Origin of the sequence: Geobacillus sp. WSUCF-018B, from assembly GCF_002809985.1 — a bacterium.
Taxonomy (GTDB): Bacteria; Bacillota; Bacilli; order Bacillales; family Anoxybacillaceae; genus Geobacillus; species Geobacillus thermophilus.
In genome coordinates, this window is sequence record NZ_PIJF01000038.1 from 11856 (window position 1) to 33766 (window position 21911).

Consider the following 21911-nt stretch of genomic DNA (forward strand, 5'->3'; position numbering starts at 1 on the left):
ATCCTTTTTGTAACAGTTTGTTACTCCGAAGAAACAATTGTTTTTCACGTTCGTCTCGTTACAAAAAGCCGCCGCGCCCTTTACTTTTTTCGCCAAACACGGTTTATACAGGCCAAAACAGTAGCTGGAAACTAAATCGTTTGGAAAAGCGATTGACAAAGCCGCCTGTCGCCGGGGCGGCTTTGTCATTTCATCGTGAAAAGCCGCGCAACACAAGGGCTTTCTTCCCATTCACATTCCCCTTATTTTAGACAAAATCAATGCTTTTCACCAGCCTTTTCGGCAGGATTTTGCCCAAGGCGCGGCGAAGAAAATAGAGAAAGTTCAAATATCACAAGGAGGGAGACCGTGTCCGAAACGCGAATCGATCACGACCGGTTGTTTAAGGAGTTGCTGTCGACGTTTTTTGAAGAGTTTTTGCTTCTGTTTTTTCCGCACGTGTATGAACAAGTCGACTTCCGCCACGTCTCCTTTTTGTCCGAAGAGGTGTTTACGGATGTGGCGGCCGGCGAAAAGCACCGTGTGGATCTATTGGTGGAAACAAAATTGAAAGGGGAAGATGGGCTGATCATCGTCCATATCGAACACCAAAGTTACACGCAGCCGACGTTTCCCGAGCGCATGTTCATTTATGTCAGCCGTTTGTTTCAAAAATACCGCCGTCGCATTCTTCCCATTGCCATCTTCAGCTATGACGAACACCGCGATGAACCGTCCTCGTTCACCATCAAGTTTCCGTTCCTAACCGTTGTCGATTTCCGCTTTCTTACTGTTGAACTGCGCAAACAGCCATGGCGTGAGTACATTCGCCGCGACAACCCGGTCGCGGCCGCCTTGTTAAGCAAAATGGGGTATAATGAAAGTGAGAGAGTGGCAGTGAAAAGAGAATTTTTGCGCATGCTCGTCCGCTTGGAGCTTGACGAAGCGAAACAGCGGCTGTTGTTTGGATTTTTCGAGACGTATTTGACGCTGTCCGAACAAGAGGAAATCCAATTGCGAAACGAGGTGAACCAAATGGGAACGAAGGAAGCGAAAAAAGTGACGGATCTCATCGTGTCGTATGAGCAACGGGGGATGGAAAAGGGAATCGAAAAAGGAATCGAAAAAGGAATCGAAAAAGGAATCGAAAAAGGCAAGATGGACATCGCGAAACGGATGCTAGGGAAAGGATATGATGTGCCAACGATTTGTGAATTGACTGGACTGTCGGTTGAGGCAGTGGAAAAGTTGAAAGGATAAACGAGTGGAGAGACCCCGTTCCGATGCAGCGAGCTTGTTTCGGAACGGGGTTTTTTTGCTCGCTCTGCACTTGATGATGGGCATGGCCATCGCCGTATGGCGAATGATGCCGGCCGGACTGACCCCTATTTGGATTTCATATAGACTCCCATGACAAAAAGATTTCGTCACCATCGAAGGGATGAAAATGCCGCTATGTCGAACTCTGAAACCTTGCACATTTTGAAGTTCGGGTATTTTCTTTTGTCTAGGCTAGCGCCCCGACGTTCGTGTACAATGGCGGTAGGAGGGATCAAGATGCGCGATTGGTGGAAACGGCTGTTTTACGGGGGCGGCATCGCCGCGCTGATTGGAAGCGCTTCCTTCACCGCCTATTGCGCTTGGAACGTGTATGCGTATCCGAAATCAGAAAAGGAACGGGTTCCGGAAACAACAAAAGAGGCCTATCATTTCGTGCTTGTGCCGGAGGAACTCGATAATGATTACTGGCGGCTCGTGGAAAAAGGAGCGAAAGCGGCGGCGAAAGAACTGGGGGTTGACCTCGAGTATATCGGCCCGCGGCAGGCGAATATTGATGAGCATTTGCGCATTTTGAAAAAAGCCGCAGCAGCGAAAGTCGATGGGATTATCACACAAGGGTTGACGGAAGCGGAATTTGTCCCAGTGATTAACGAAATCACGGACAAGAATATTCCTGTGGTGACAATCGATACGGATGCTCCAACGAGCCGACGTGTCGCCTATGTGGGAACGGATAATTATTATGCCGGTTTTCTCGCGGGACGGGCGTTGACTGAGGATACAAAGGGCAAGGCGACGGTCGCGATTATTACCGGCAGTTTGACGGCGGCGCACCAACAGCTGCGAGTGCGCGGATTTGAGGATGCAGTGAGACAGGAAAAAGGAATCCGCATCGTTGCCATCGAAGAGTCGCACATTACGCGTGTGCAAGCCGCGGAAAAGGCGTATACGATTTTGAAAAAGCACCCGGATGTGAATGCGTTTTACGGCACGAGCGCGCTTGATGCGATTGGCGTTGCCAAGGTGGTCGAGCAGTTTCATCGGGAGCAAAAGACGTATATTATTGGCTTTGACACGCTGCCGGAGACGATCCGCTATTTGCAAAAAGGAACGATTGCGGCGACGGTGGTGCAGGAGCCGTATGAAATGGGATACAAGGCTGTCAAAATGATGGCCGAGATCGTCGCCGGGAAAGACGTGCCGGTGGTGACGAATACGGAGACGAAAGTCATTCGGAAAAAAGACTTGCCGCTGCGCCCGGCGCGCAATTATGAGGTCAACACGCCATGAAGGGGCCTGCCAGGCCTCCGTAGGGAGGAGGCTGAAAGCGGAGAAGGGTTGGCGAGCGCTAAAGCATGAGAGATGGCCGCCTTGACGTTCGAACACGTTCGACTTGAAGCGGCAGGACGATGCAGGCAACAAAGCGCCGGTGACAGCGGGGTGGAATTCAGATGAACATTCGGACGAAGATGCTGCTTTGCTTTACCGTTTTTTTGCTTTTGCTGAACGGAGCGGTGTTTCTTTTGTATCAGACGAGCGAAGAGATGATGAGCGATTATGATCAACGGATGCGCCGATTGTTGTTGCTCAATGAGGTGTCGCAGCGGGCAAACCGAATGATGGAACAGCTCAATGCGTACGTCTCGGAAAAAGAAGGACGGTATGCACGCGCTTATGAGCGGGAGTTCCGCTGGCTGCAGCAACGCCGCCGGCAGCTCGGCGCCATCTTGCCAGTGCTGTCCGACCGGCTGGCGGCGGAAAACTATGAACATATGATTGAAAGTTTGTTGGAGGAGGTGGCGCTGACGGTCTATCATTTTCAAGCTGGAAATATTGGCTTGTACTCATCCCACTTGCATGAAACGATGAACATTGCGTCCTTTTTGCAAGAGGAAACGTTAAACTTGATTGACGATGAGCTGACGGCCTACCAACGGCGGTACGATGAAGTGGAGCGGCGCAACCGCTATTTCCGCTATATGGGAATGGGATTGTTTGTCACGACGTTGTTGCTTGGCGCCTTGCTGGCGGTGTTCTTTTCCGGCCACTTAACGAAGCCGATCATTCTTCTCTCGCGCGCTGCCCGATCCATCGCTGACGGGCGGCTGGACGGGCCGGATATTGAGCCGATGACCAACGATGAGCTGCGGCTGTTGACGATCACGTTTAATGACATGCGCCGCAATTTAAAGCAGCTGATTGCGGAGATGAAACAAAAGGCTGAGCTCGACCGGCTGGTGAAGGAGCTGGAACTCAAAAGCTTGCAAAGTCAAATCAATCCGCATTTTTTATTCAATACGCTGAACACGGTTGCGAAGATGGCGTACTTGGAGGACGCCCAGCAAACGTCGCGGCTGATTGAAGCGGTGGCGGCCATTTTGCGCTACAACTTGGGTGATTTGCAGCGGACGGTGACGCTTGCCGATGAGGTGCGCATCGCCCGTGAATATTTCTTCATCCAGCAGACGCGGTTTTTTGATCGGATCAAGTTTTCGTTAGAGGCGGAACCATCTTGCCTCGATCAACCGATTCCGCCGCTCACGTTGCAGCCGCTGATTGAAAATGCGTTCATCCATGGCATTGAGACGTACGAGCAGGGAGCCGAGCTGTCCGTGTCCGTTTTCGCCGAAAACGGGCGGGTCGTTGTGGAAGTGCGCGACAATGGCGTTGGCATGGATGAGCAGGTGAAAGCGGAGCTTGAAGCGTTGATCCGCGGCGAAGAACCGCGGACGCGCCGTGAGCAAGGGCGCGGCCATTCAACCGGCATCGGCTTGCACAATGTCATTCGCCGACTGCAGCTGTTTTACGGAGTGATGGATGTGGCCGAAATCGAGTCTGCACCAGGAAAAGGAACGACGGTGCGGTTATGGCTGCCAAGATGGCAAGGGGGGATGAACGGTGAAAGTGGCGATCGTCGATGATGAGGCGTTGGAGCGAAGAGCGCTTTGCAAAATGATTAGCGACCACCTTCCGGATATCGAGGTGGCCGCCGAGGGCGCCAACGGGCGCGAGGCGGTCGAGATCGCCAAGCGTTATCGTCCGGATATCATGCTGATTGACATCAAAATGCCCGGCCTTGACGGGCTGCAAGCGATCGAAGCGATTCGCCAAGACGGCCTCGATCTGGAGTTCATTATTGTGTCGGCGTTTGATTTGTTCGACTATGCGAAACAAGCGATGCGGTTTGGCGTCAAGGAATATTTATTGAAACCGAGCCGGAAGGAGGAGGTCATTTCGGCTTTGGAACGGGTCAGCCAAGAAGTGGCGGCCAAGCGGCGACACGAGGAGAGCAGCCGCCAGCTCGAGGAGCAGATTCGCCGGTTGCAGACGCTTGTGGAAAGCGAATGGCTGTCCGTCCTCATGACAGAAGACGTATCGGCTGATGAGTGGGAGCGGTGGAAGGAACTGCTGCCGTTTTCGATTGCGTCGGGGATGTTCCTCGTCATTCAGTTCCCGGATGCAGGGGTGGCTGACGAATGGAAATCATGGCTGGACAAGCAGCTTAGCGGGAAGGCGCCAACGCGCTATTGGATCGGGCGGATGGCGAACCGGCGCCTGCCGGTCTTGTTTTTCCGCAGCCCAAACGATGGCGAGCTAGCCTGGAAGCCCGTCATCCAGGCATTGGCGCTCGATTTGGCGCGGCAGTTTTCGGCCCGGTACGGCGCCGCGCTGTATATCGGGCTCGGCTCCCCGTTTTCCCGCCTTGACCAACTTCGTTCCTCGTACTATGAGGCGCTGTCGGCCGCTCATTATTACGCCGACCGGCAAAAAGCACAAGTGGGGTTTCTGCCGGCGGAAGCGACGCGCGCCGGCGGGGAAGCGGAACGGGATAAACAGCTGTTTGAAGCGCTGCGCCTTGGCGACATCGAGCAAGCCCGGATGATTTGTCTGACGTATATAGAGGAACTGGCCTCTTCTCATTCACTGCCGGCCGCCGGCCGCAAAGCGGAAGAGACCTTTGTGTGGCTCGGGCGTCTTCTATCGGAGCTGGGCATTCGTTATGAGCGGCTCGCTTCCTTTGCTTCCTGCCGGTCGGCGGCAGAATTGAAGCGAGCGGCGCTTGATGAACTGGACCGCATCGCCGCTGATCTCGAGGTTTGGCGCCAGCAGCAAGCTCACGGCAAACTCGGCAAGGCGAAAGACTACATTGACCGTCACTACGCCGAGCCGCTGACGCTTGAGGAGGTGGCGGAACAAGCGGGCATCAGTCCGTACTACTTCAGCAAACTGTTCAAAGAGCAGTTTGGCATCACCTTTATCGACTACGTGACGAACGTGCGCATCGAACGGGCGAAAGAAGCGCTGGCTGAGACGGATCAAAGCTTAAAAGAAATTTGTTTTTCAGTCGGCTACAACGACCCCAACTATTTCAGCCGCGTCTTTAAAAAGCAAACCGGCCTGTCGCCGAGCGAATACCGGAAAAAAGTACAGACGCGCTGACAAGGGGAGTGCTGTCTCCAACAAGGAAGGTGCATGGCAAGTCAAAAGGTAAGTCCCGCGGACAAAGCAGGCTCCGCCCTTCTTCCGGCGTCCGAAGCGAAGCCCGCCCCCCTGATGGGGAGACGGGCTTTTTTCGCGCCATAAAAGCGAAATGGCAGTCCGCTGCACACCGCTTGCCTGACAGGAGAACGGAAAACAAAAAAGTGAAGAAAAACGCAAAAAAGTGAAGAAATCAAGCCGCCGATTGATAAGCGGCCCATGGTACACTCAACATTGAAAGGGGTTTCAAAAACAAACGGAAAAGGGGGAGGAACATGAGAAAGAAAGCATCCGCATGGCTGGCGTTGGCGCTTGGCGTCGGTATGGCACTGTCGGGCTGCAGCAGCTCGAACTCTTCTTCGTCCGATGACGCCAAACAAGGCAGCCAAAAAGCGGGAGAGAAGCTCGAGATTTTCAGCTGGTGGACCGGAGCCGGTGAGGAAGACGGCTTAAAAGCGCTCATCAAACTGTTCCAAGAAAAATATCCGGATATTGAAGTCGAAAACGCGGCGGTGGCCGGCGGGGCGGGAACGAACGCCAAGGCGGTGTTGGCGAGCCGCATGCAAGGAAACGATCCGCCATCGACGTTCCAAGTACACGGCGGAGCGGAGCTGAATGAAGGCTGGGTGGCCGCCGGCAAAATGGAGCCGCTCAACGATTTATATGAAAAAGAAGGCTGGATGGACAAATTCCCGAAAGCGTTGATTGACATGGTGAGCAAAGACGGCAACATTTACTCCGTTCCGGTGAACATTCACCGCGGCAACGTGCTTTGGTACAACAAAAAAGTATTTGCCGACAACGGGATTCAGCCGCCAAAAACGTTCGACGAGTTTTTCCAAGTGGCCGACAAGCTGAAAGCAAAGGGCATTACGCCGCTCGCCTTAGGCGACAAAGAGCCGTGGGCAGCGACGCACCTGTTTGAAAACGTGCTGCTTGGCACGCTCGGAACGGAAAACTACAAGAAACTTTGGACGGGAGAATTATCGTTTAACGACCCACAAGTGAAACAAGCCGTTGAGACGTTTAAGAAAATGCTTGGCTATATTAACGAAGACCATAGCTCGCGCAACTGGCAAGACGCCGCCCAGCTCGTCGCCGAAGGAAAGGCGGCCATGTACGTGATGGGCGACTGGGTGAAGGGCTATTTTGTCAACGATTTGAAATTGAAGGTGAACCAAGACTTCGGTTATGTGCCGGTGCCGAATACGGAAGGCAAGTTTATGGTCATTACCGATACGTTCGGCCTGCCGAAAGGCGTGAAAAACCCGGACGATGTGAAGAAGTTCTTATCGGTGCTTGGTTCGGTGGAAGGGCAAGATGCGTTTAACCCGCTGAAAGGCTCCATCCCGGCCCGCATCGACGCGGATCCGTCCAAGTACGATGAATACGGCAAACAAACGATGCAAGACTTCAAGACGGCGGAGCTGGCGCCGAGCTTAGCGCACGGTTCAGCAGCGCCGGAAGGGTTTGTCACGAAGGTCAATCAGGCCGTCAACATTTTCGTGACGCAAAAAGATGTGAAGACGTTCATCGACACGTTGGCATCGGCCGCCGCAGAACTGAAGAAGTAATCGGGAAAAGGGGACGGGAGCCATTCTCTTCCCCTTTTCGTCATCATGAGGAGGGATCTTAGTGGAAACGGTCAACATCACGCCAGCCGAGAAGACAGCGGCTGTCCCCGCGGTGCGGAAAAAGCGGAAATGGACGGCCGATCATTGGCTGGCAGCGGCGTTTTTGGCACCGTCGGTCGTACTGATTTTCTTATTTGTGTACGGGTTTATCGGCTGGACGGGGTATGTGTCCTTGAGCAACTGGAATTCGCTCGTGCCGGATTGGTCGTTTGCCGGGTTGAAAAACTATCTGTATTTGTTTCATGATTTCCGCTTCCAGGCCGACTTGCGCAATACACTTGTGTTTACGGTGTTGTTTATCGCCGCCGTCATTGTGCTCGGCCAACTGCTTGCCATTTTGCTTGACCAAAAACTGCGCGGCGAGTCGCTGTTCCGCAACATTTTCTTCTTCCCGATGGCCTTGTCATTTGTCGTCACCGGAGTCGTGTGGCAATGGCTGTTCAACCCGTCAACGGGCGTCAACTTGTTTTTAAAACCGCTTGGCTTTGATGGAAAATGGTATACGGATACGAACATTCTGTTCGGATTTCATTGGGGCAAGATTGAGTTTGGCATCCCGGTCGCCATCATTGCGGTGGTCGTGGCGGCTGTTTGGCAAATGACTGGCTTTGCCGTCGCGATGTATCTCGCCGGCCTGCGCGCCATTCCAGATGAAGTGCGGGAAGCGGCGCGGATGGACGGAGCGACCGAGTTTCAATTGTATTGGAAAATCATTTTGCCGCTGCTGCGGCCGATCACTGTCAGCGTCATCATCATCATGGCTCATATTTCGCTCAAAATTTTCGATTTGATTTACGCCATGACCGGGCCGGGGGCGAACTTTGTCACCGATGTGCCGGGCGTGTACATGTTTGAAACGACGTTCCGCGGCAACTATTACGCCAACGGCGCGGCGATCGCGATCGTGATGCTGCTGTCGGTCGCCATCTTTATCGTTCCGTATCTCATCTCAAGCCGCAAGGGGGGATCGTGATGGCGAGATCCATGTGGGCGCGGCCGTTTTTGTATTTGTTGGCCCTCGTCATGAGCGTGTTTTTCCTGTTGCCGGTGTATGTCATGGTCACAACGAGCTTGAAGCCGCTCGATGAAGTGACATTGGCCGATATGTGGAAGCTGCCGTCAACGATCGATTGGAGCAGCTACGCGACGGCATTTGACAAGCTCGCCCCGAACTTTTGGAATTCGATTTTGCTCGTCGTGCCGGCGACGCTGCTCTCCGCGCTGTTGGGGTCGCTCAACGGCTATGTACTGTCGAAATGGAAGTTTAAAGGAGCGGATACGCTCTTTACGCTCATTTTGTTCGGGATGTTCATTCCGTATCAAAGCATTCTCATTCCGCTCATCCAATTTTTGCGCGAAATCGGGCTGTACAACACGATTCCGGGGCTTGTGTTCGTCCATGTCGTCTACGGCATTCCGATCACCACACTGATGTTTCGGAATTTCTACGCGGCGATCCCCGATGAAATGATTGAGTCGGCGAAAATCGACGGCGCTGGGTTTGTCCGTATTTTTCGTTATATTATGCTCCCCTTGTCCATCACTGGATTTGTCGTCGTGGCGATCTGGCAGTTTACAAACATTTGGAACGAGTTTTTGTTCGCCGTGACGATCACGACATCGGACAAACAGCCGATCATGGTCGCCTTGCAAAACTTATCCGGCAGTCAAATCGTCCAATGGAACGTGCAAATGGCGGGAGCCCTGTTGGCGGCGCTGCCGACCTTGCTTGTGTACATCTTCCTTGGCAAATATTTTGTCCGTGGGTTGTTGGCTGGTTCGGTGAAGGGGTGAGCCAATCAGCAGTGTAGATCAACAAACCCGGTAGACAATAGAATCGATTGCGCTATGTTTCAAAAAGCCGCTGATCAGCGGCTTTTTGTCATTGATGCCCTCTCCCTTTTTCTAGTAAGATAGATACAAGAAAAGAGCAGATGAAGAAAGAGAGGCGTACATATGATTTTGGGAGCCATTGAAGCCGGAGGCACAAAATTTGTCTGCGCCATCGGCGATGAACAGGGGAACATCCATGAACGAGCGGTGTTTCCGACGACGGCGCCGGAGGAGACGATGGCTCGTGTCATCGAATTTTTCCGTCCGCATGGCATTGAGGCGATCGGCATCGGGTCGTTTGGTCCGGTCGATTTGCGTCCGGACAGTCCAACGTACGGCTATATTACGAGCACGCCGAAACAGGCGTGGGCGCAGTTTGACTTTGTCGGCGCGATGAAGCGGCATTTTCCGGTGCCGATCGGCTTTGACACGGATGTCAACGCGGCGGCGCTTGGCGAGCAGCGCTGGGGGGCGGCGCGAGGGCTTGACAGCTGCCTGTACATAACGGTCGGAACGGGCATAGGTGTTGGGGCAATCGTCGAGGGCCGCCTGTTGCATGGGCTGCTTCATCCGGAGATGGGGCATATCTTGGTCCGCCGCCATCCGGATGACGCGTTTGCCGGCATATGCCCGTACCATGGCGACTGCTTGGAAGGGATGGCGTCCGGCCCGGCGATTGAGCGGCGCTGGGGGAAAAAGGGGGCGGAATTGGCGGACCGCCATGAAGTATGGGAGTTGGAAGCCTTTTATCTTGCCCAAGCGATTGCCAACTACATTCTCGTGTTATCGCCGAAAAAAGTGATCACGGGCGGAGGCGTCATGAAGCAGACGCACGTGTTGCCGCTTGTGCGCCGCCATGTGCAGGAACTGCTCAACGGGTATGTCGAGCATGAGGCGATTTTGCGACGGATTGATGAGTATATTGTCCTTCCAGGGCTTGGCGACAACGCCGGCATCGCGGGCGCGTTGGCGCTTGCGGCAGCGGCGATGGAATAAATGGAATGGACGGCGGTCTGTGGTCTTTGTCAGGCCATGGGCGGCCGCTTTTTGTTGGCGGTCGGCCTCTTTGACTGTTCGTTCAAAAAAATATTTATTTTTTTGACTGATTGGTCAAAGAAGCATCGTTTTTTTGTTGCATAAATTTATAAATGTTGTTTATAATATCGTTGACTTCTTGGTCATAGGTGTATGGAGGCGAGGACAATGGTCGATATCCGGCAATTGATTGAACGGCTGCGCCAGCGCGGGGTGCGGGCCGATTTTGTGAAGCCGCGCGTGTTGTTGCCATCGTATCCACAATGGGAAGCGGCGAATGGGAAGGGGATGGACCAGTGCCATGGATGAACGGCGCGTTCAATTTATCGAAATTGCGATGAAGCTGTTTGCGGAAAAAGGGTATCATGCGACATCGATCCAAGATTTGGTGGAAGCATGGGGCATTTCCAAAGGAGCGTTTTATCATCATTTTTCTTCAAAAGAGGAACTGTTGCTGGCGGTGTTGCAGCATTACAGTGAGAACATGATGGCCGATTTGACAGCAGCGGCCGGCGGCGGGACGGAAAAAGAACAGTTCATCCGCCAGCTGGCTGCTCATTTTTCTCATGTCCGCCAATACAAGGAGTTTTTGCATATGGTTATGTCGGAACAGCTGCCAAAAGTCAATCCGGAGATTGAGCGGTATATGTTCCGTCAGCACGGCCGTCTTTTTTTATGGTATTGCACCCGTCTTGAAGAAGTGTATGGAGAGGCGATTCGGCCGTATGTGTATGATGCGGCCATGATGGTGAACGGCATCGTGCGCCAATATTTGTTTTACTTTTTCTTTCACCAAGAGATGTTTAACGCGGAAGAAGCCGCTCGTTTCCTTATGCGCCGCTTCGATGCGATCGTCGACAGCTTTGCGGCAGGCGAACGTCCGCTGTTGACGAAGGAGTCACTAGCCCCATGGATGGAGCTGGAAGAGCGCGAGCGGCAGAGACAACGGGAACGGCTGGCCTCGGTGTTTTCCGCCGTCCGGGAGGCGGCAAAGGAACTTGGCGCAAAGCAGATGGATGATGTGCTTGAGGCGGTGGCTGCGCTCGAGGAAGAGCTGCTCGAACGCCATGAACCGCCGCGCGTCTATCTGGTCGAGGCGCTGCTTTTATATTTGCGTCATCAACAAGCGCCTTCGCTTGTGGAGGCCTTGGCCGCGCTCAGTCAAGAAATTGAGACATATCGACAATTGAATGGATGGGAGAGAGGAACATGGAAAAGGCATTAGTAGCGCCGGCCAGCACGATTCGGCATCGCCCGCTGCTCATTACAGGACTTATTATCGCCATGTTGTTTGCGGCGCTCGACGGAACGATCGTTGGCACCGCGATGCCGCGCATCGTCGGGGAGCTCGGCGGGCTTGGCGTGATGACATGGCTGACAACGGCGTACATGTTAACGTCGACAGCGGTCGTGCCGATCGCCGGGAAGCTTGCCGACGTATTAGGGCGTCGAATCGTATATGTGAGCGGACTCATCATTTTTATGGCCGGCTCCGCGCTTTGCGGCATGGCGAACGATATGACCGAGCTCATCATTTACCGCGGCATTCAAGGACTGGGCGGCGGGATTATGATGCCGATGGCGATGATTGTCATCGGTGACGTGTTCACCGGCAAGGAGCGGGCGAAATGGCAAGGAGTGTTCGGTGGTCTGTACGGTCTCGCTTCAGTGCTGGGCCCGCAAATCGGCGGCTTTATCGTCGACCATTTGAACTGGCGCTGGGTGTTTTACATCAACTTGCCGGTCGGCATTCTCGCCACGGTGCTGATTGCGATGGGGTTAAGCAAATATAAAGCCGAAGGGCCGGTGAAATTTGACATCGCCGGGATGGCGACGTTGACGGCAGGTGTCGTCAGCTTGTTGTTGGGGTTGACGTTTGGCGGCGACCGATATCCGTGGGGCTCATGGCAAATCGTTTCGTTGTTTGCGGCCGCGGTTGTCTTTTTCGCTTTGTTTGTTTGGGCGGAAAAACGGGCGGAGGAGCCGATCATTCCGCTTTGGCTCTTCCGCAACCGGACGTTTACGTTGTTAAACGGCATCGGCTTTTTCATGAGCGTCGGTATGTTCGGAGCCATCATGTTCGTCCCGTTTTTTATGCAAGGGGTGGTTGGGGTAAGTGCCACAGAGTCAGGAACGATTATGACACCGATGATGATTACGATGATTATCGGCAGTGTCGTTGGCGGCCGACTCGTTTACCGAATTGGTGTGAAAACACAGCTGATCGTCGGCATGGCCATTATGTTGTCAGCGTTTGGCTTGCTTGGCACGATGGATGTCGAGACGTCGAAATGGACGGCGACGATGTATATGATCATTCTCGGTCTTGGCACAGGGCTCGTGATGCCGATTTTGACGCTCGCCCTGCAAGAAAGCTTTCCAAAATCGGAGCTTGGCGTCGTGACGTCTTCAAGCCAATTTTTCCGCTCGATCGGCGGGACGTTTGGCATGACAGTGCTCGGGGCCATCATGAATCATCGTTCGAGCACTTTGCTTGACGAGCGGCTCATGCCAAAGCTTGAAGCGCTGCCGGCGCAGGCGAAAGGGGCTGTCGACCGCTTTGCCGATATGATCCATACCGACCCGCAAGGCTTGTATTCCGTCTTGCTCAGTCCGGAAGCGATGGCCAAGATTCCAGCGCTGCTGCGCGACATGTTCGTGCCGGTGCTGAAGCAGTCGCTTGTCGATTCCCTGCAGGCGGTCTTTTGGTTCGGGCTCGCGTTTATCGCGGTGGGCTTGCTTTTGGTGTTCGGCTTGAAACGGATCGCCTTGTCCGATCGGGCTGAGGCGATGAAGCCGTTGAAGCAGGCAAAAGAGACCGAGTGAAGAAAAGGAAACGGCGGACCGCGCCTTTTCAGCGAGAAGGCGGGCCGCCGTTTTTTGCCGCGACGAACAAAACTCCCCCGGAGCGATGAGGCATCCGGGGGTGAGGTGCCAATGGAAGCCGGCGGCTCGCTCCGTGCGGCCCATTTCGCCAGGCGGTTTCGCATCGACGTGATGCCCGGCGCATGGCGGTTTCACGGTGACGATTCGCGATGGCTGGTTACGTTGCACCCGCATCCGCGCTCTGTCCGAAGACGCGGGAGCGGGTGAGAAAGCGGACGCCTTCCGGACCTTCGAGCGAAAACATGCCGCCGCGCCCGGGGACGACGTCAATGATGAGCTGCGTATGCTTCCAATATTCGTATTGCGCCTTAGCGATGTAAAACGGGCAGCCGCCGATTTCGCCAAGCAAAACATCGGAATCGCCGACGATCAACTCGCCGAGCGGGTAGCACATCGGCGAGCTGCCGTCGCAGCAGCCGCCGGATTGGTGGAACATGAGCGGACCGTATTTCGCCTTTAATTTTTCAATCAATTCTAACGCTGCTTCGGTGGCGATGACTTTCGGTTCATCAGGCATCGGATGCACCTCCTTTCGCATCATGGCCAAAGACAGGCCCCTAGAGCAGCTTTGCTGGATTCGTCGAATGGAACGGTTGTTGCGTCGTTTTCCATTCCATCATCAAAAGGCGTTTGCGTGGTTTTGGCGGCAATGGATGCAACAGTGGGCAAAAGGCAACGCGTCGGCGCTGCCTTTTGCTGTGGAAGAGCAGGTGGACCAATGTCAGAACAAGCCAAGTTTTTTCGGCGAATAGCTGACGAGCAAGTTTTTCGTTTGTTGATAATGGTCAAGCATCATTTTGTGCGTTTCGCGGCCGATGCCGGACATTTTGTAGCCGCCGAACGCCGCATGGGCCGGATAGACGTGGTAGCAGTTCGTCCAGACGCGGCCAGCCTGGATGCCGCGGCCGAAGCGGTACGCGGTGTTGATGTCGCGCGTCCAGACGCCGGCGCCAAGGCCGTACAGCGTCTCATTGGCGATCGAAAGCGCTTCGTCATGATCTTTAAACGTCGTGACTGCGAGCACTGGGCCGAAAATTTCTTCTTGGAAAATACGCATTTTGTTATGCCCTTTGAAAACGGTCGGCTTGACGTAATAGCCGCCGGCGAGTTCTCCTTCGAGCATGTTCCGCTCGCCGCCGATCAAGAGCTCAGCGCCTTCCTGTTTGCCGATGTCGATGTATGACAAAATTTTCTCGAGCTGTTCGGAGGAGGCTTGCGCGCCGATCATCGTTTCCGTATCGAGCGGATTGCCTTGCTTGATTTGCTTGACGCGCTCAAGCGCCCGTTCCATAAAGGCGTCGTAAATCGACTCATGGATGAGGGCGCGCGACGGGCATGTGCACACTTCGCCTTGGTTTAAGGCGAACATCGTAAAGCCTTCAAGCGCTTTATCAAGAAAGTCATCGTCTTTGTCCATCACATCAGCGAAGAAAATGTTCGGGGACTTGCCGCCAAGCTCAAGCGTAACCGGCACGATGTTTTGCGAGGCGTATTGCATGATGAGCCGTCCGGTCGTCGTTTCACCGGTGAACGCCACTTTCGCCACGCGCGGGTTCGAGGCGAGCGGCTTGCCGGCTTCTAAGCCAAAGCCGTTGACGATGTTGACGACGCCAGGTGGAAGCAAATCTTCGATGAGTTCGATGAGAACGAGGATCGATGTCGGTGTTTGTTCCGCCGGTTTCAAGACGACGCAGTTGCCGGCCGCGAGCGCTGGCGCGAGTTTCCAGGCCGCCATTAAAATCGGGAAGTTCCACGGGATGATTTGCCCGACGACGCCGAGCGGTTCTTTGAAATGATAGGCGACCGTGTCGTGATCGATTTCCGAAATCGTGCCTTCTTGCGCGCGGATGCAGCTGGCAAAATAGCGGAAATGGTCGATGGCAAGCGGAATGTCAGCCGCGAGCGTCTCACGGATTGGCTTGCCGTTTTCCCATGTTTCCGCAACGGCGAGCATTTCTAAGTTTTCTTCCATCCGATCGGCGATTTTGTTCAGCAAACGGGCGCGCTCTGCCGGAGACGTGCGTCCCCATGCGTCTTTGGCCGCATGGGCGGCGTCAAGCGCCAGTTCGATGTCCGCCGCTTTCGAGCGCGGCACTTCGCAATACGGCTGTCCGGTGATCGGCGTAATGTTTTCAAAATATTCGCCGTCGACCGGCGGCACCCATTTGCCGCCAATGAAGTTTTCGTAGCGCTTTTTAAATGTAACAAGCGCGCCTAGCTGGCCTGGTTGTGCGTAGATCATCCCCGATTCCTCCTTCAATGGATTCTGTATCCGCTTACAATGGAAGGAATATTTAAAAAATTCCTCCCAATGATTAGGTTAGCATGGCTGGACAATATTGTCAAATGGAAAAGCCTCAACGACCTTCACCTGAAAACGAGCCGCCCTGCCGCCGGAGCAGGGAGGGGCATCAGTCGACTTCCAGCCCCTCAATCCAGCGGCTCGCATAGACGCTGCAAAGATGATGGAACACTTCGAGCAGTTCGTTTGGATCGGCGGCGAAAAATGCGCGGGCGGCTGATTCATTTTCTTCACGGACAAACTCAAGCAAAAAATCGGTAGCGATCCGGTTAAAGAGAAGGAGCGCGCTATAGGAGCGCTCGAGCTGATGTTTCCGCTCTATCAAGTTGTCGATTTGCTCAAATGGCCGGCCGTAGCGGGCGGTCAGCTCCGGCAGCCGGCGCCGGATCGCTTGCTGGGCGTCCGTTAGCATCGCCTCGATCGTCTGTGGCGATAGAAACGTTTGCTCACGCAGCATGTAGCTCCAAATTTGCTTTAACGCATGCGCCGATTCGCCGGCGAAGGCGATGTTGCTGAGCAAATTATTCATATAGCGTTCGTCATCCGCTGCCTGGATGCGCAGTTTCATAATGATTTCGAGCACATCGGAATGGATTTTTTCTTTTCGCCATGGTTTGGTCAGTTCGTGAAGCAAAACGGAAAGCCAACGTGCCGCTTCGTCTTTCGTCATCATTCGCCATTCCTTTCGTTGCGAAGTTGCCGCTTTCATTGTACCATGTTGCTCCCCATCCTTGAATGAAAAAGAAGTTGGAAAGGCGCCGGTCAAATTCATGATTGCTGCTAGGGACCAGTTGGCGTATGATGATTTTAGAGATGAAAGAACGGCGCGACAGGCATATTTTCACGCGCCTGTCATATGCTCGAACGAGACGAAGGAAAGGAGAGAGGAGCATGAAGCCGTTGCGTCTGCGCGGCCACCATTTGCTTTGTGTGCATGGGTTTCGGGGCATGGGCTACAGTCCGTCGTTCGTCGAGAAGATGTGGGCGATCGTCGAGCGCATCCGTGATGAAAAGGATGATTTTCCGATTGAAGTGGTAGCGGCGCTTGATGAGGCGTGCCTCGCCTGTCCGCATCATGGAGAGACGACGTGCGAGGCGGGGCCGAATTCCGACGCTCATGTCCGCTCGCTCGACGGAAACGTGATCCGCCATTTAGGGCTTGAGGCGGGCAAGGTGTATTGGAAGTCGGAATTGATCCGGCGGACGGCGGAAAACGTAAAACCGGACGATTTGGACCACCTCTGCCGCCATTGCTCGTGGCTGCCGTATGGCGTCTGCAAAGAAGGCATTGCGAACGTCCGCCGCGGCAATGTGGCGCAAACGTGAGAAGTGATTTGCGGAAAAAGAATCGAAGGACGATGGGAACACGGCGCTGCGCTGAGCCGTCATTCGTTTGTCAAGGCGGGGGGCCTGTTGCAGCGGCATCTGATAGATGCAACGAAGAAGTTTAACATATCCTTGACGGAAAAGCGGTTTGTCCATTTTCGACTGTCGAGGGCAAGCCTGTAGCTTGGAAGACCGAACAACCATCCGCTTCACAGACCCATACTGGGGCTGAAAGCGGTGTTGTTCGGTCGCTCGACAGTCGATCCAATGCTCGGTAAAAGCGGCAAATGGTAAAGCTTCAAATGGCATCTATATGTTTTGAAAAGAGTCATGGCCGGCGATGGCGGCGTTTTGGGACGTTGGCGGAAATTTCTAAAAAATGAATAGTTCCATGGGCGGAAAAATGTGATATGATAAACAATTATAGAGACTTTCGACAGAAAGGGTCATGGAGATGAAAGTAGCCAAATTTGGTGGAAGTTCGGTGGCAAGCGCCGCACAGTTCCGCAAAGTGGCCGACATTGTCAGTTCGGATATTGAGCGCCGCATCGTCGTTGTATCAGCTCCTGGAAAGCGGTATAAAGATGATGTGAAAGTGACGGATATGCTCATTCGCCTCGCCGAACAGGTGGCAGCGGATGAGCCGTATGAACAAACGATGCAAGAAATCACAAAACGATACGCCGACATTGTAGATGAACTTGAGTTGGAAGCAGATGGATTTTTAGCTGAACTTGTGGATGACTTACAATCCAAAATCAGCGCCTATCGGAACGATCCGCCCCGCCTGTTTGACGCCATGAAAGCGAGCGGCGAGGACCATAACGCAAGGCTGATGGCGATTTATTTGCAAGATTTTGGGCTTGAGGCCAGCTACGTCAGCCCGCTGGAAGCCGGCATCATCGTCACTGATGAGCCAGGCAACGCCCAAGTGCTCCCGGAATCGTATGAAAAGCTGCGGCAGCTTCGTGAACGCCGCGGTGTGCTCGTAATCCCGGGATTTTTCGGCTATTCCCGATCGGGCCATATCGTCACGTTCCCGCGCGGCGGGTCGGATATTACGGGCTCGATCGTTGCCGCCGGCGTGAAAGCCGACGTGTATGAAAACTTTACCGATGTCGACTCGATTTATTGCGTTAACCCATCGATCGTCGCTGATGCGCGCAAGTTGAAGGAAATTACGTATCGGGAAATGCGCGAGCTGTCGTATTCCGGCTTTTCCGTCTTCCATGACGAGGCGCTGGAGCCCGTCTACCGCGCCGGCATTCCCGTTTGCGTCAAAAACACCAACAACCCGGCGGCTCCAGGCACGTGGATCGTCGCCAAGCGCAACCATATCGAGGAACCGGTCGCCGGCATTGCGAGCGACACTGGCTTTTGCAGCATCAACATCAGCAAATATTTAATGAACCGCGAAATCGGATTCGGCCGCCGCGTGCTGCAAATTTTAGAAGACGAAGGCATTTCATATGAACATACGCCATCCGGCATCGACAACATGTCGATCATTTTGCGGGCGAGCCAGCTCGCTGACGGAAAAGAAGAGCGCATTTTAGCCCGCATTCGCGAGGAGCTGGCGGTCGACGAAGTCAATGTGGAATACGGACTGGCGCTCATCATGGTGGTCGGCGAAGGGATGGAAAAAACGGTCGGGATGGCGGCGAAAGCCACGACTGCGCTCGCTGACGCCAACATCAACTTGGAGATGATCAACCAAGGTTCGTCCGAAGTGAGCATGATGTTCGGCGTCAAAGAAGACGTCGTCAACGAGGCGGTGCGCGCCTTGTACAACGCCTACTTCCAACAGGCAACCGTAAGCCCCCTTTCCTAACGCGAAACAGGCGTCCGAAACTCGGGCGCCTGTTCTTATGTACCGAGAAGCCCCCACTTTCACGCGATCAGCCGAAGGGGGGAATGAATCAGCGTCTTCCATCATGGATGTCCCCCAACGCCGCTCAAAATATCTTGAAAGAAGGACTTCGTTGGAACAGCCAAGTCACAGGGACAGACGGGGATGGTCTGGCTGGCAGTCTGCCTTATGGCAGGTGTCCCCGAGAATCTCCCATCTCTAAGCGTTTGCGTAGGTGGGAGAACGTTCAAGCGCTCTAGGCCGAGCTTTCTTCTTTTTTTCGCTGGTTGGCGTACATAAGAGCGGCATGTTCGGAAAATACTACCAATGTACGTCAAAGAAAGCGGAAGGGAGGAAAAACGAATGCGGCAATGGCTAGGAATGGCTGTGCTTGTCGCCGTTTTCGCTTCGTTTCCGGCTGGGGCGGCGGCCATCAGCCGAAGCGAGCTTGAGCAGTATGCTGAGAGCGTCGGCTGGACAGTGAGCGACCTGTTGGCTTATTTGGATCAATACGGCTTGACAGCCGCCGATTTTCGCACCATGGATGAGATGAAACAATGGCTCGGCACACCCATCACTGACGAGCGGCTTCATGCCGTTCTGCGCCGGCACGGGCTGACGGTTGAGGAGCTCGAGGCGCTGCTTGGCCAGTTTGGCGAAACGGTGCAAGACTACACATTTGTCGAAGACTTAGACCGGGCCGTCCGCTTTTACTCACAGCATAACGCCGCCATGCAGCAAATGAACGATTTGCTTGGGGTGCTTGGTATGACGGAGCAGGAAGTGCGCGCCTTCACCCGCCATATCGCCTCGATTGACGACCCGCAATTGGCTGGGCAGCTGGCGGCGCTTCGTGCGCAGCTGCGCCCGTTTGAACAGACCGAGGGGCCGTGGACGGATGAGCAACGTCGCGAACTGCGAGCCCTTTGGGAAAAAGCGCTTCGTTTGCTGCAGCTTGAGGCCAAGTACTATGTCAACGGGCGGGAGATAACGCCGTCAGCGGCCGCTGCAGCCGATACGAAGACGATCGTGAAATTGTATAACCGCCAAGGTGAAGAAATGGCCGATATCGCGATGACAAGGGACATGTTGACGTCCGGCTACATCGTCCGCGCCGGGGAGAAAGGGATTGAAGCCGGGCTGCTGGCGCTTGAGATGAAGGGGATGATGCAAGGAGAAAAATTGCCGGATACGGCGTCGCCGTATTTGCCGCAGGCGGCGGCCGGGTTGCTGCTGGCTGTCGCAGGAGCTCTCCTTTACCGGCGGGCGGGGCGCCTTAAAGGGTGAGCGGCTGTGAAGAGGGAGCAGACAGTGTGGAAAAAAGATGCGCCTCGGCATCGATGGAAACGCAAAGCTGCCCGCTGGGCGGCCGCGGCCGCTGTCGCCATCGGAGCGGCAACAGCAGGTTGGAACGGCTATTGGTACATCGTTGGCTGGAAAGCAGCGAATCAAGAGGCGGTCCGCTTGCCTGCCTTGGACTCGTCTCCATCATCGGGAGCCGAAGCGGCCCACGCGTCCCGCCGTCCGGTTGAACAAGCCGCTGCTCCGCTGGGGGCGCATCTTGGCGAGCTGGTCATTCCGAAGCTCGGGGTGGCGATCCCGGTATACGAAGGCGTCCGCGAGCAAGAGCTGCGCCGCGGCGCCGGCCATTACCCGGCCAGCGCTTGGCCGGGGGGAAAGGGGCATGTCGTGCTGTCAGGGCATCGCGACACGGTGTTTCGCCGCCTTGGGGAACTGGGGATCGGTGATGCTCTCGTCATCCGGGCGGCGGACACAGCTGTTCATTATCGCATCGTCCGCATCCGCATCGTCGATGACGATGATCGGACCGTTCTCGTCAACAAGGCACGTCCGACGTTGACGGTGACGACGTGCTATCCGTTCCGTCTCATCGGCCGCGCCCCGAAGCGCTACATCGTCACCGCCCGCCCGGTTCAGACCGTTTCGCTGGAACGCGTTCACAATGAATGGTAAGCTGTCCATGCCAATGGACATGGACAGCATTCGCTTTGGCGAGGGATGCGTCAGTGAATGAAAGCTGTCGCGCGTCAATGGCGCGTATCGGCGACCTGCCCACACTGTCCGGTTTCGTTCGTGCATGTCGATTTCGCTGCCCACGTTTGATGGCCGTCCGATCTCGATGGATATACAAAAAGGCTAGAGAGTCGCGCTCTCTAGCCTTTTATTATGTCCGTCCGTCCCTCGCTCTCACGCCTTGCCGCTCATCCATTTGCTGGCGGAATTCTTTGAGCAGCGCCTCGCCTTGCAACCCTTTCTCAACAAGGCCGGCCAATACCATTTCAGCCAAATGAGTCCGCCGCGGGATCATCAACCCTTCCATTAGCACGCTAATATGGCCGTTCATTTTCGTGATGGAACGGACGGCAACAAGCATGTTCGCCGGATCGTTGCCCGGGTTGGTGATCGTCACTTGCAGCTGAAACTCAGTCCGCTCCTTCAATCCGGCAAATACCGGTTCGTATTCATCATCCAAATACGCCTCGACGAGCCAGCGGTTTTGCCCGTCTTCCTTATTGATGATCAGGCCGTCAATAAACGGAATGTCCCGGCGGTGCATCCCCTCGTCAATCACCGAGAGCCCGACAAGCTTGAACGTTTTCATGGTCGCCCACCTCATCACGATTGTCTATTCATGATTATACCATAGCCAACGAAGGGAAGAAAAACAGGATGATGCGCCTGTCTCCGCCAAAGCCATCCACATATTTTGCTGCGAAATGACAAAAACGCCATTTTGCTGCGCTATTGCTGGCGCATTGTCCGCATTTGCCGGGGATTGTACTTATAGATTGCGCAGAAAAATGCAAAAATCGCAGTTTTACGGCAAAAAACGCGATCGTTTATCATAAGGATGCGGTGGATGGAAAGGAGGGATGCGCCGGCGTATGGTCAATCAAGTGGTGCTTGTCGGGCGGTTGACGAAAGACCCGGAGCTCCGTTACACAGCCGAAGGAGCAGCCGTGACGACCGTCACCTTGGCGGTGGCGAGAAATTTCCGCAACGCGGAAGGAGGGATTGATGCCGATTTCGTTCCATGCGTTTTATGGCGGAAAACAGCGGAACATACCGCCAATTATTGCCGAAAAGGTTCGATGGTGGCGGTGACGGGGAGAATCCAAACGCGCCGCTACGATAAAAAAGACGGTCAACGCGTCTATGTCACCGAAGTCGTCGCGGAGTCCGTCCAATTTCTCCACTCCGGAAAGAAACCAGAATGGCCGGAGCACGTATAGTCGTTTCCCCATACATGCCTTTCAAAGCGAATCCCCAAGAGAAAGAACGTGTC

General features: G+C 54.5%; 21 protein-coding genes. 17 read left to right on the forward strand and 4 right to left on the reverse strand.

Annotated features, from left to right (window positions below):
- Window positions 1-348 precede the first annotated feature (348 nt).
- The 11 genes from CV944_RS11745 to CV944_RS11790 all read left to right on the forward strand — a co-directional run bounded on the left by CV944_RS11745 (window position 349) and on the right by CV944_RS11790 (window position 13067).
- A complete protein-coding gene (locus CV944_RS11745; RefSeq protein ID WP_063329688.1) occupies window positions 349-1239 on the forward strand; it encodes an Rpn family recombination-promoting nuclease/putative transposase in 891 nt (296 codons plus the stop codon).
- Window positions 1240-1536: 297 nt separating this feature from the next.
- Window positions 1537-2550 carry a sugar-binding protein gene (locus CV944_RS11750; RefSeq protein ID WP_047819080.1) on the forward strand — a complete coding sequence of 338 codons (1014 nt, stop codon included), beginning with the start codon at window positions 1537-1539 and terminating at the stop codon, window positions 2548-2550.
- A 161-nt stretch (window positions 2551-2711) separates the two neighbouring features.
- Window positions 2712-4181 (forward strand): sensor histidine kinase, encoded by a 1470-nt coding sequence (locus CV944_RS11755; protein ID WP_100659793.1) that lies wholly within the window; start codon window positions 2712-2714, stop codon window positions 4179-4181.
- Entirely contained in the window at window positions 4159-5700 is a 1542-nt protein-coding gene (locus CV944_RS11760) for a response regulator transcription factor (RefSeq protein WP_047819078.1), read from the forward strand. The genes CV944_RS11755 and CV944_RS11760 overlap by 23 nt, the downstream gene beginning before the upstream one ends.
- Window positions 5701-6014: 314 nt before the next feature.
- Window positions 6015-7313 carry an ABC transporter substrate-binding protein gene (locus tag CV944_RS11765; RefSeq protein ID WP_047819077.1) on the forward strand — a complete coding sequence of 433 codons (1299 nt, stop codon included), beginning with the start codon at window positions 6015-6017 and terminating at the stop codon, window positions 7311-7313.
- A 61-nt stretch (window positions 7314-7374) separates the two neighbouring features.
- Window positions 7375-8346 (forward strand): carbohydrate ABC transporter permease, encoded by a 972-nt coding sequence (locus tag CV944_RS11770; protein WP_100659794.1) that lies wholly within the window; start codon window positions 7375-7377, stop codon window positions 8344-8346.
- On the forward strand, window positions 8346-9167 hold the full coding sequence (locus CV944_RS11775; RefSeq protein WP_011232675.1) for a carbohydrate ABC transporter permease: 822 nt from the start codon (window positions 8346-8348) through the stop codon (window positions 9165-9167). Before CV944_RS11770 ends, CV944_RS11775 begins: the two co-directional genes overlap by 1 nt.
- Window positions 9168-9329: 162 nt before the next feature.
- Entirely contained in the window at window positions 9330-10202 is an 873-nt protein-coding gene (locus tag CV944_RS11780; protein WP_047819076.1) for an ROK family protein, read from the forward strand.
- Between the two features lie 207 nt (window positions 10203-10409).
- Window positions 10410-10550, forward strand: coding sequence for a hypothetical protein (locus CV944_RS17490; protein ID WP_047819075.1), 141 nt, complete (start codon window positions 10410-10412; stop codon window positions 10548-10550).
- Window positions 10543-11466 (forward strand): TetR/AcrR family transcriptional regulator, encoded by a 924-nt coding sequence (locus tag CV944_RS11785; RefSeq protein WP_100659795.1) that lies wholly within the window; start codon window positions 10543-10545, stop codon window positions 11464-11466. The genes CV944_RS17490 and CV944_RS11785 overlap by 8 nt, the downstream gene beginning before the upstream one ends.
- Window positions 11451-13067, forward strand: coding sequence for an MDR family MFS transporter (locus tag CV944_RS11790; RefSeq protein ID WP_100659796.1), 1617 nt, complete (start codon window positions 11451-11453; stop codon window positions 13065-13067). Before CV944_RS11785 ends, CV944_RS11790 begins: the two co-directional genes overlap by 16 nt.
- A gap of 217 nt (window positions 13068-13284) precedes the next feature.
- Here CV944_RS11790 and CV944_RS11800 read toward each other — a convergent pair whose 3' ends face one another.
- Window positions 13285-13644, reverse strand: coding sequence for a DUF779 domain-containing protein (locus CV944_RS11800; protein ID WP_047819072.1), 360 nt, complete (start codon window positions 13642-13644; stop codon window positions 13285-13287).
- A gap of 67 nt (window positions 13645-13711) precedes the next feature.
- Between CV944_RS11800 and CV944_RS17320 the strand changes: the two genes are divergently transcribed.
- The gene (locus tag CV944_RS17320; RefSeq protein ID WP_157807527.1) at window positions 13712-13879 is read left to right on the forward strand and encodes a hypothetical protein; all 168 of its coding nucleotides are present in this window, start codon (window positions 13712-13714) and stop codon (window positions 13877-13879) included.
- Here the strand turns inward: CV944_RS17320 and adh are convergent.
- Complete coding sequence (adh, locus tag CV944_RS11805) at window positions 13849-15369, reverse strand: aldehyde dehydrogenase (protein ID WP_100659797.1); 1521 nt, start codon at window positions 15367-15369, stop codon at window positions 13849-13851. The two genes, CV944_RS17320 and adh, sit on opposite strands and share 31 nt — an antisense overlap.
- A gap of 169 nt (window positions 15370-15538) precedes the next feature.
- Entirely contained in the window at window positions 15539-16102 is a 564-nt protein-coding gene (locus CV944_RS11810) for a hypothetical protein (protein ID WP_232722110.1), read from the reverse strand.
- A 218-nt stretch (window positions 16103-16320) separates the two neighbouring features.
- Between CV944_RS11810 and CV944_RS11815 the strand changes: the two genes are divergently transcribed.
- From CV944_RS11815 to CV944_RS11835, 4 genes are all read left to right on the forward strand, one after another.
- Window positions 16321-16755: a DUF1284 domain-containing protein gene (locus CV944_RS11815; RefSeq protein ID WP_050367876.1), complete on the forward strand. Its 435-nt coding sequence runs from the start codon at window positions 16321-16323 to the stop codon at window positions 16753-16755.
- A gap of 454 nt (window positions 16756-17209) precedes the next feature.
- Window positions 17210-18586: an aspartate kinase gene (locus CV944_RS11825; protein WP_100664239.1), complete on the forward strand. Its 1377-nt coding sequence runs from the start codon at window positions 17210-17212 to the stop codon at window positions 18584-18586.
- Between the two features lie 381 nt (window positions 18587-18967).
- A complete protein-coding gene (locus tag CV944_RS11830; protein WP_100664240.1) occupies window positions 18968-19891 on the forward strand; it encodes a processed acidic surface protein in 924 nt (307 codons plus the stop codon).
- A 24-nt stretch (window positions 19892-19915) separates the two neighbouring features.
- The gene (locus tag CV944_RS11835) at window positions 19916-20578 is read left to right on the forward strand and encodes a class D sortase (RefSeq protein WP_100659802.1); all 663 of its coding nucleotides are present in this window, start codon (window positions 19916-19918) and stop codon (window positions 20576-20578) included.
- 211 nt (window positions 20579-20789) lie between these two features.
- Here the strand turns inward: CV944_RS11835 and CV944_RS11840 are convergent, their stop codons facing one another.
- A complete protein-coding gene (locus tag CV944_RS11840) occupies window positions 20790-21227 on the reverse strand; it encodes a YwpF-like family protein (protein ID WP_033013755.1) in 438 nt (145 codons plus the stop codon).
- 271 nt (window positions 21228-21498) lie between these two features.
- Between CV944_RS11840 and ssb the strand changes: the two genes are divergently transcribed.
- Entirely contained in the window at window positions 21499-21858 is a 360-nt protein-coding gene (ssb, locus tag CV944_RS11845; RefSeq protein ID WP_183084012.1) for a single-stranded DNA-binding protein, read from the forward strand.
- Window positions 21859-21911: the final 53 nt, after the last annotated feature.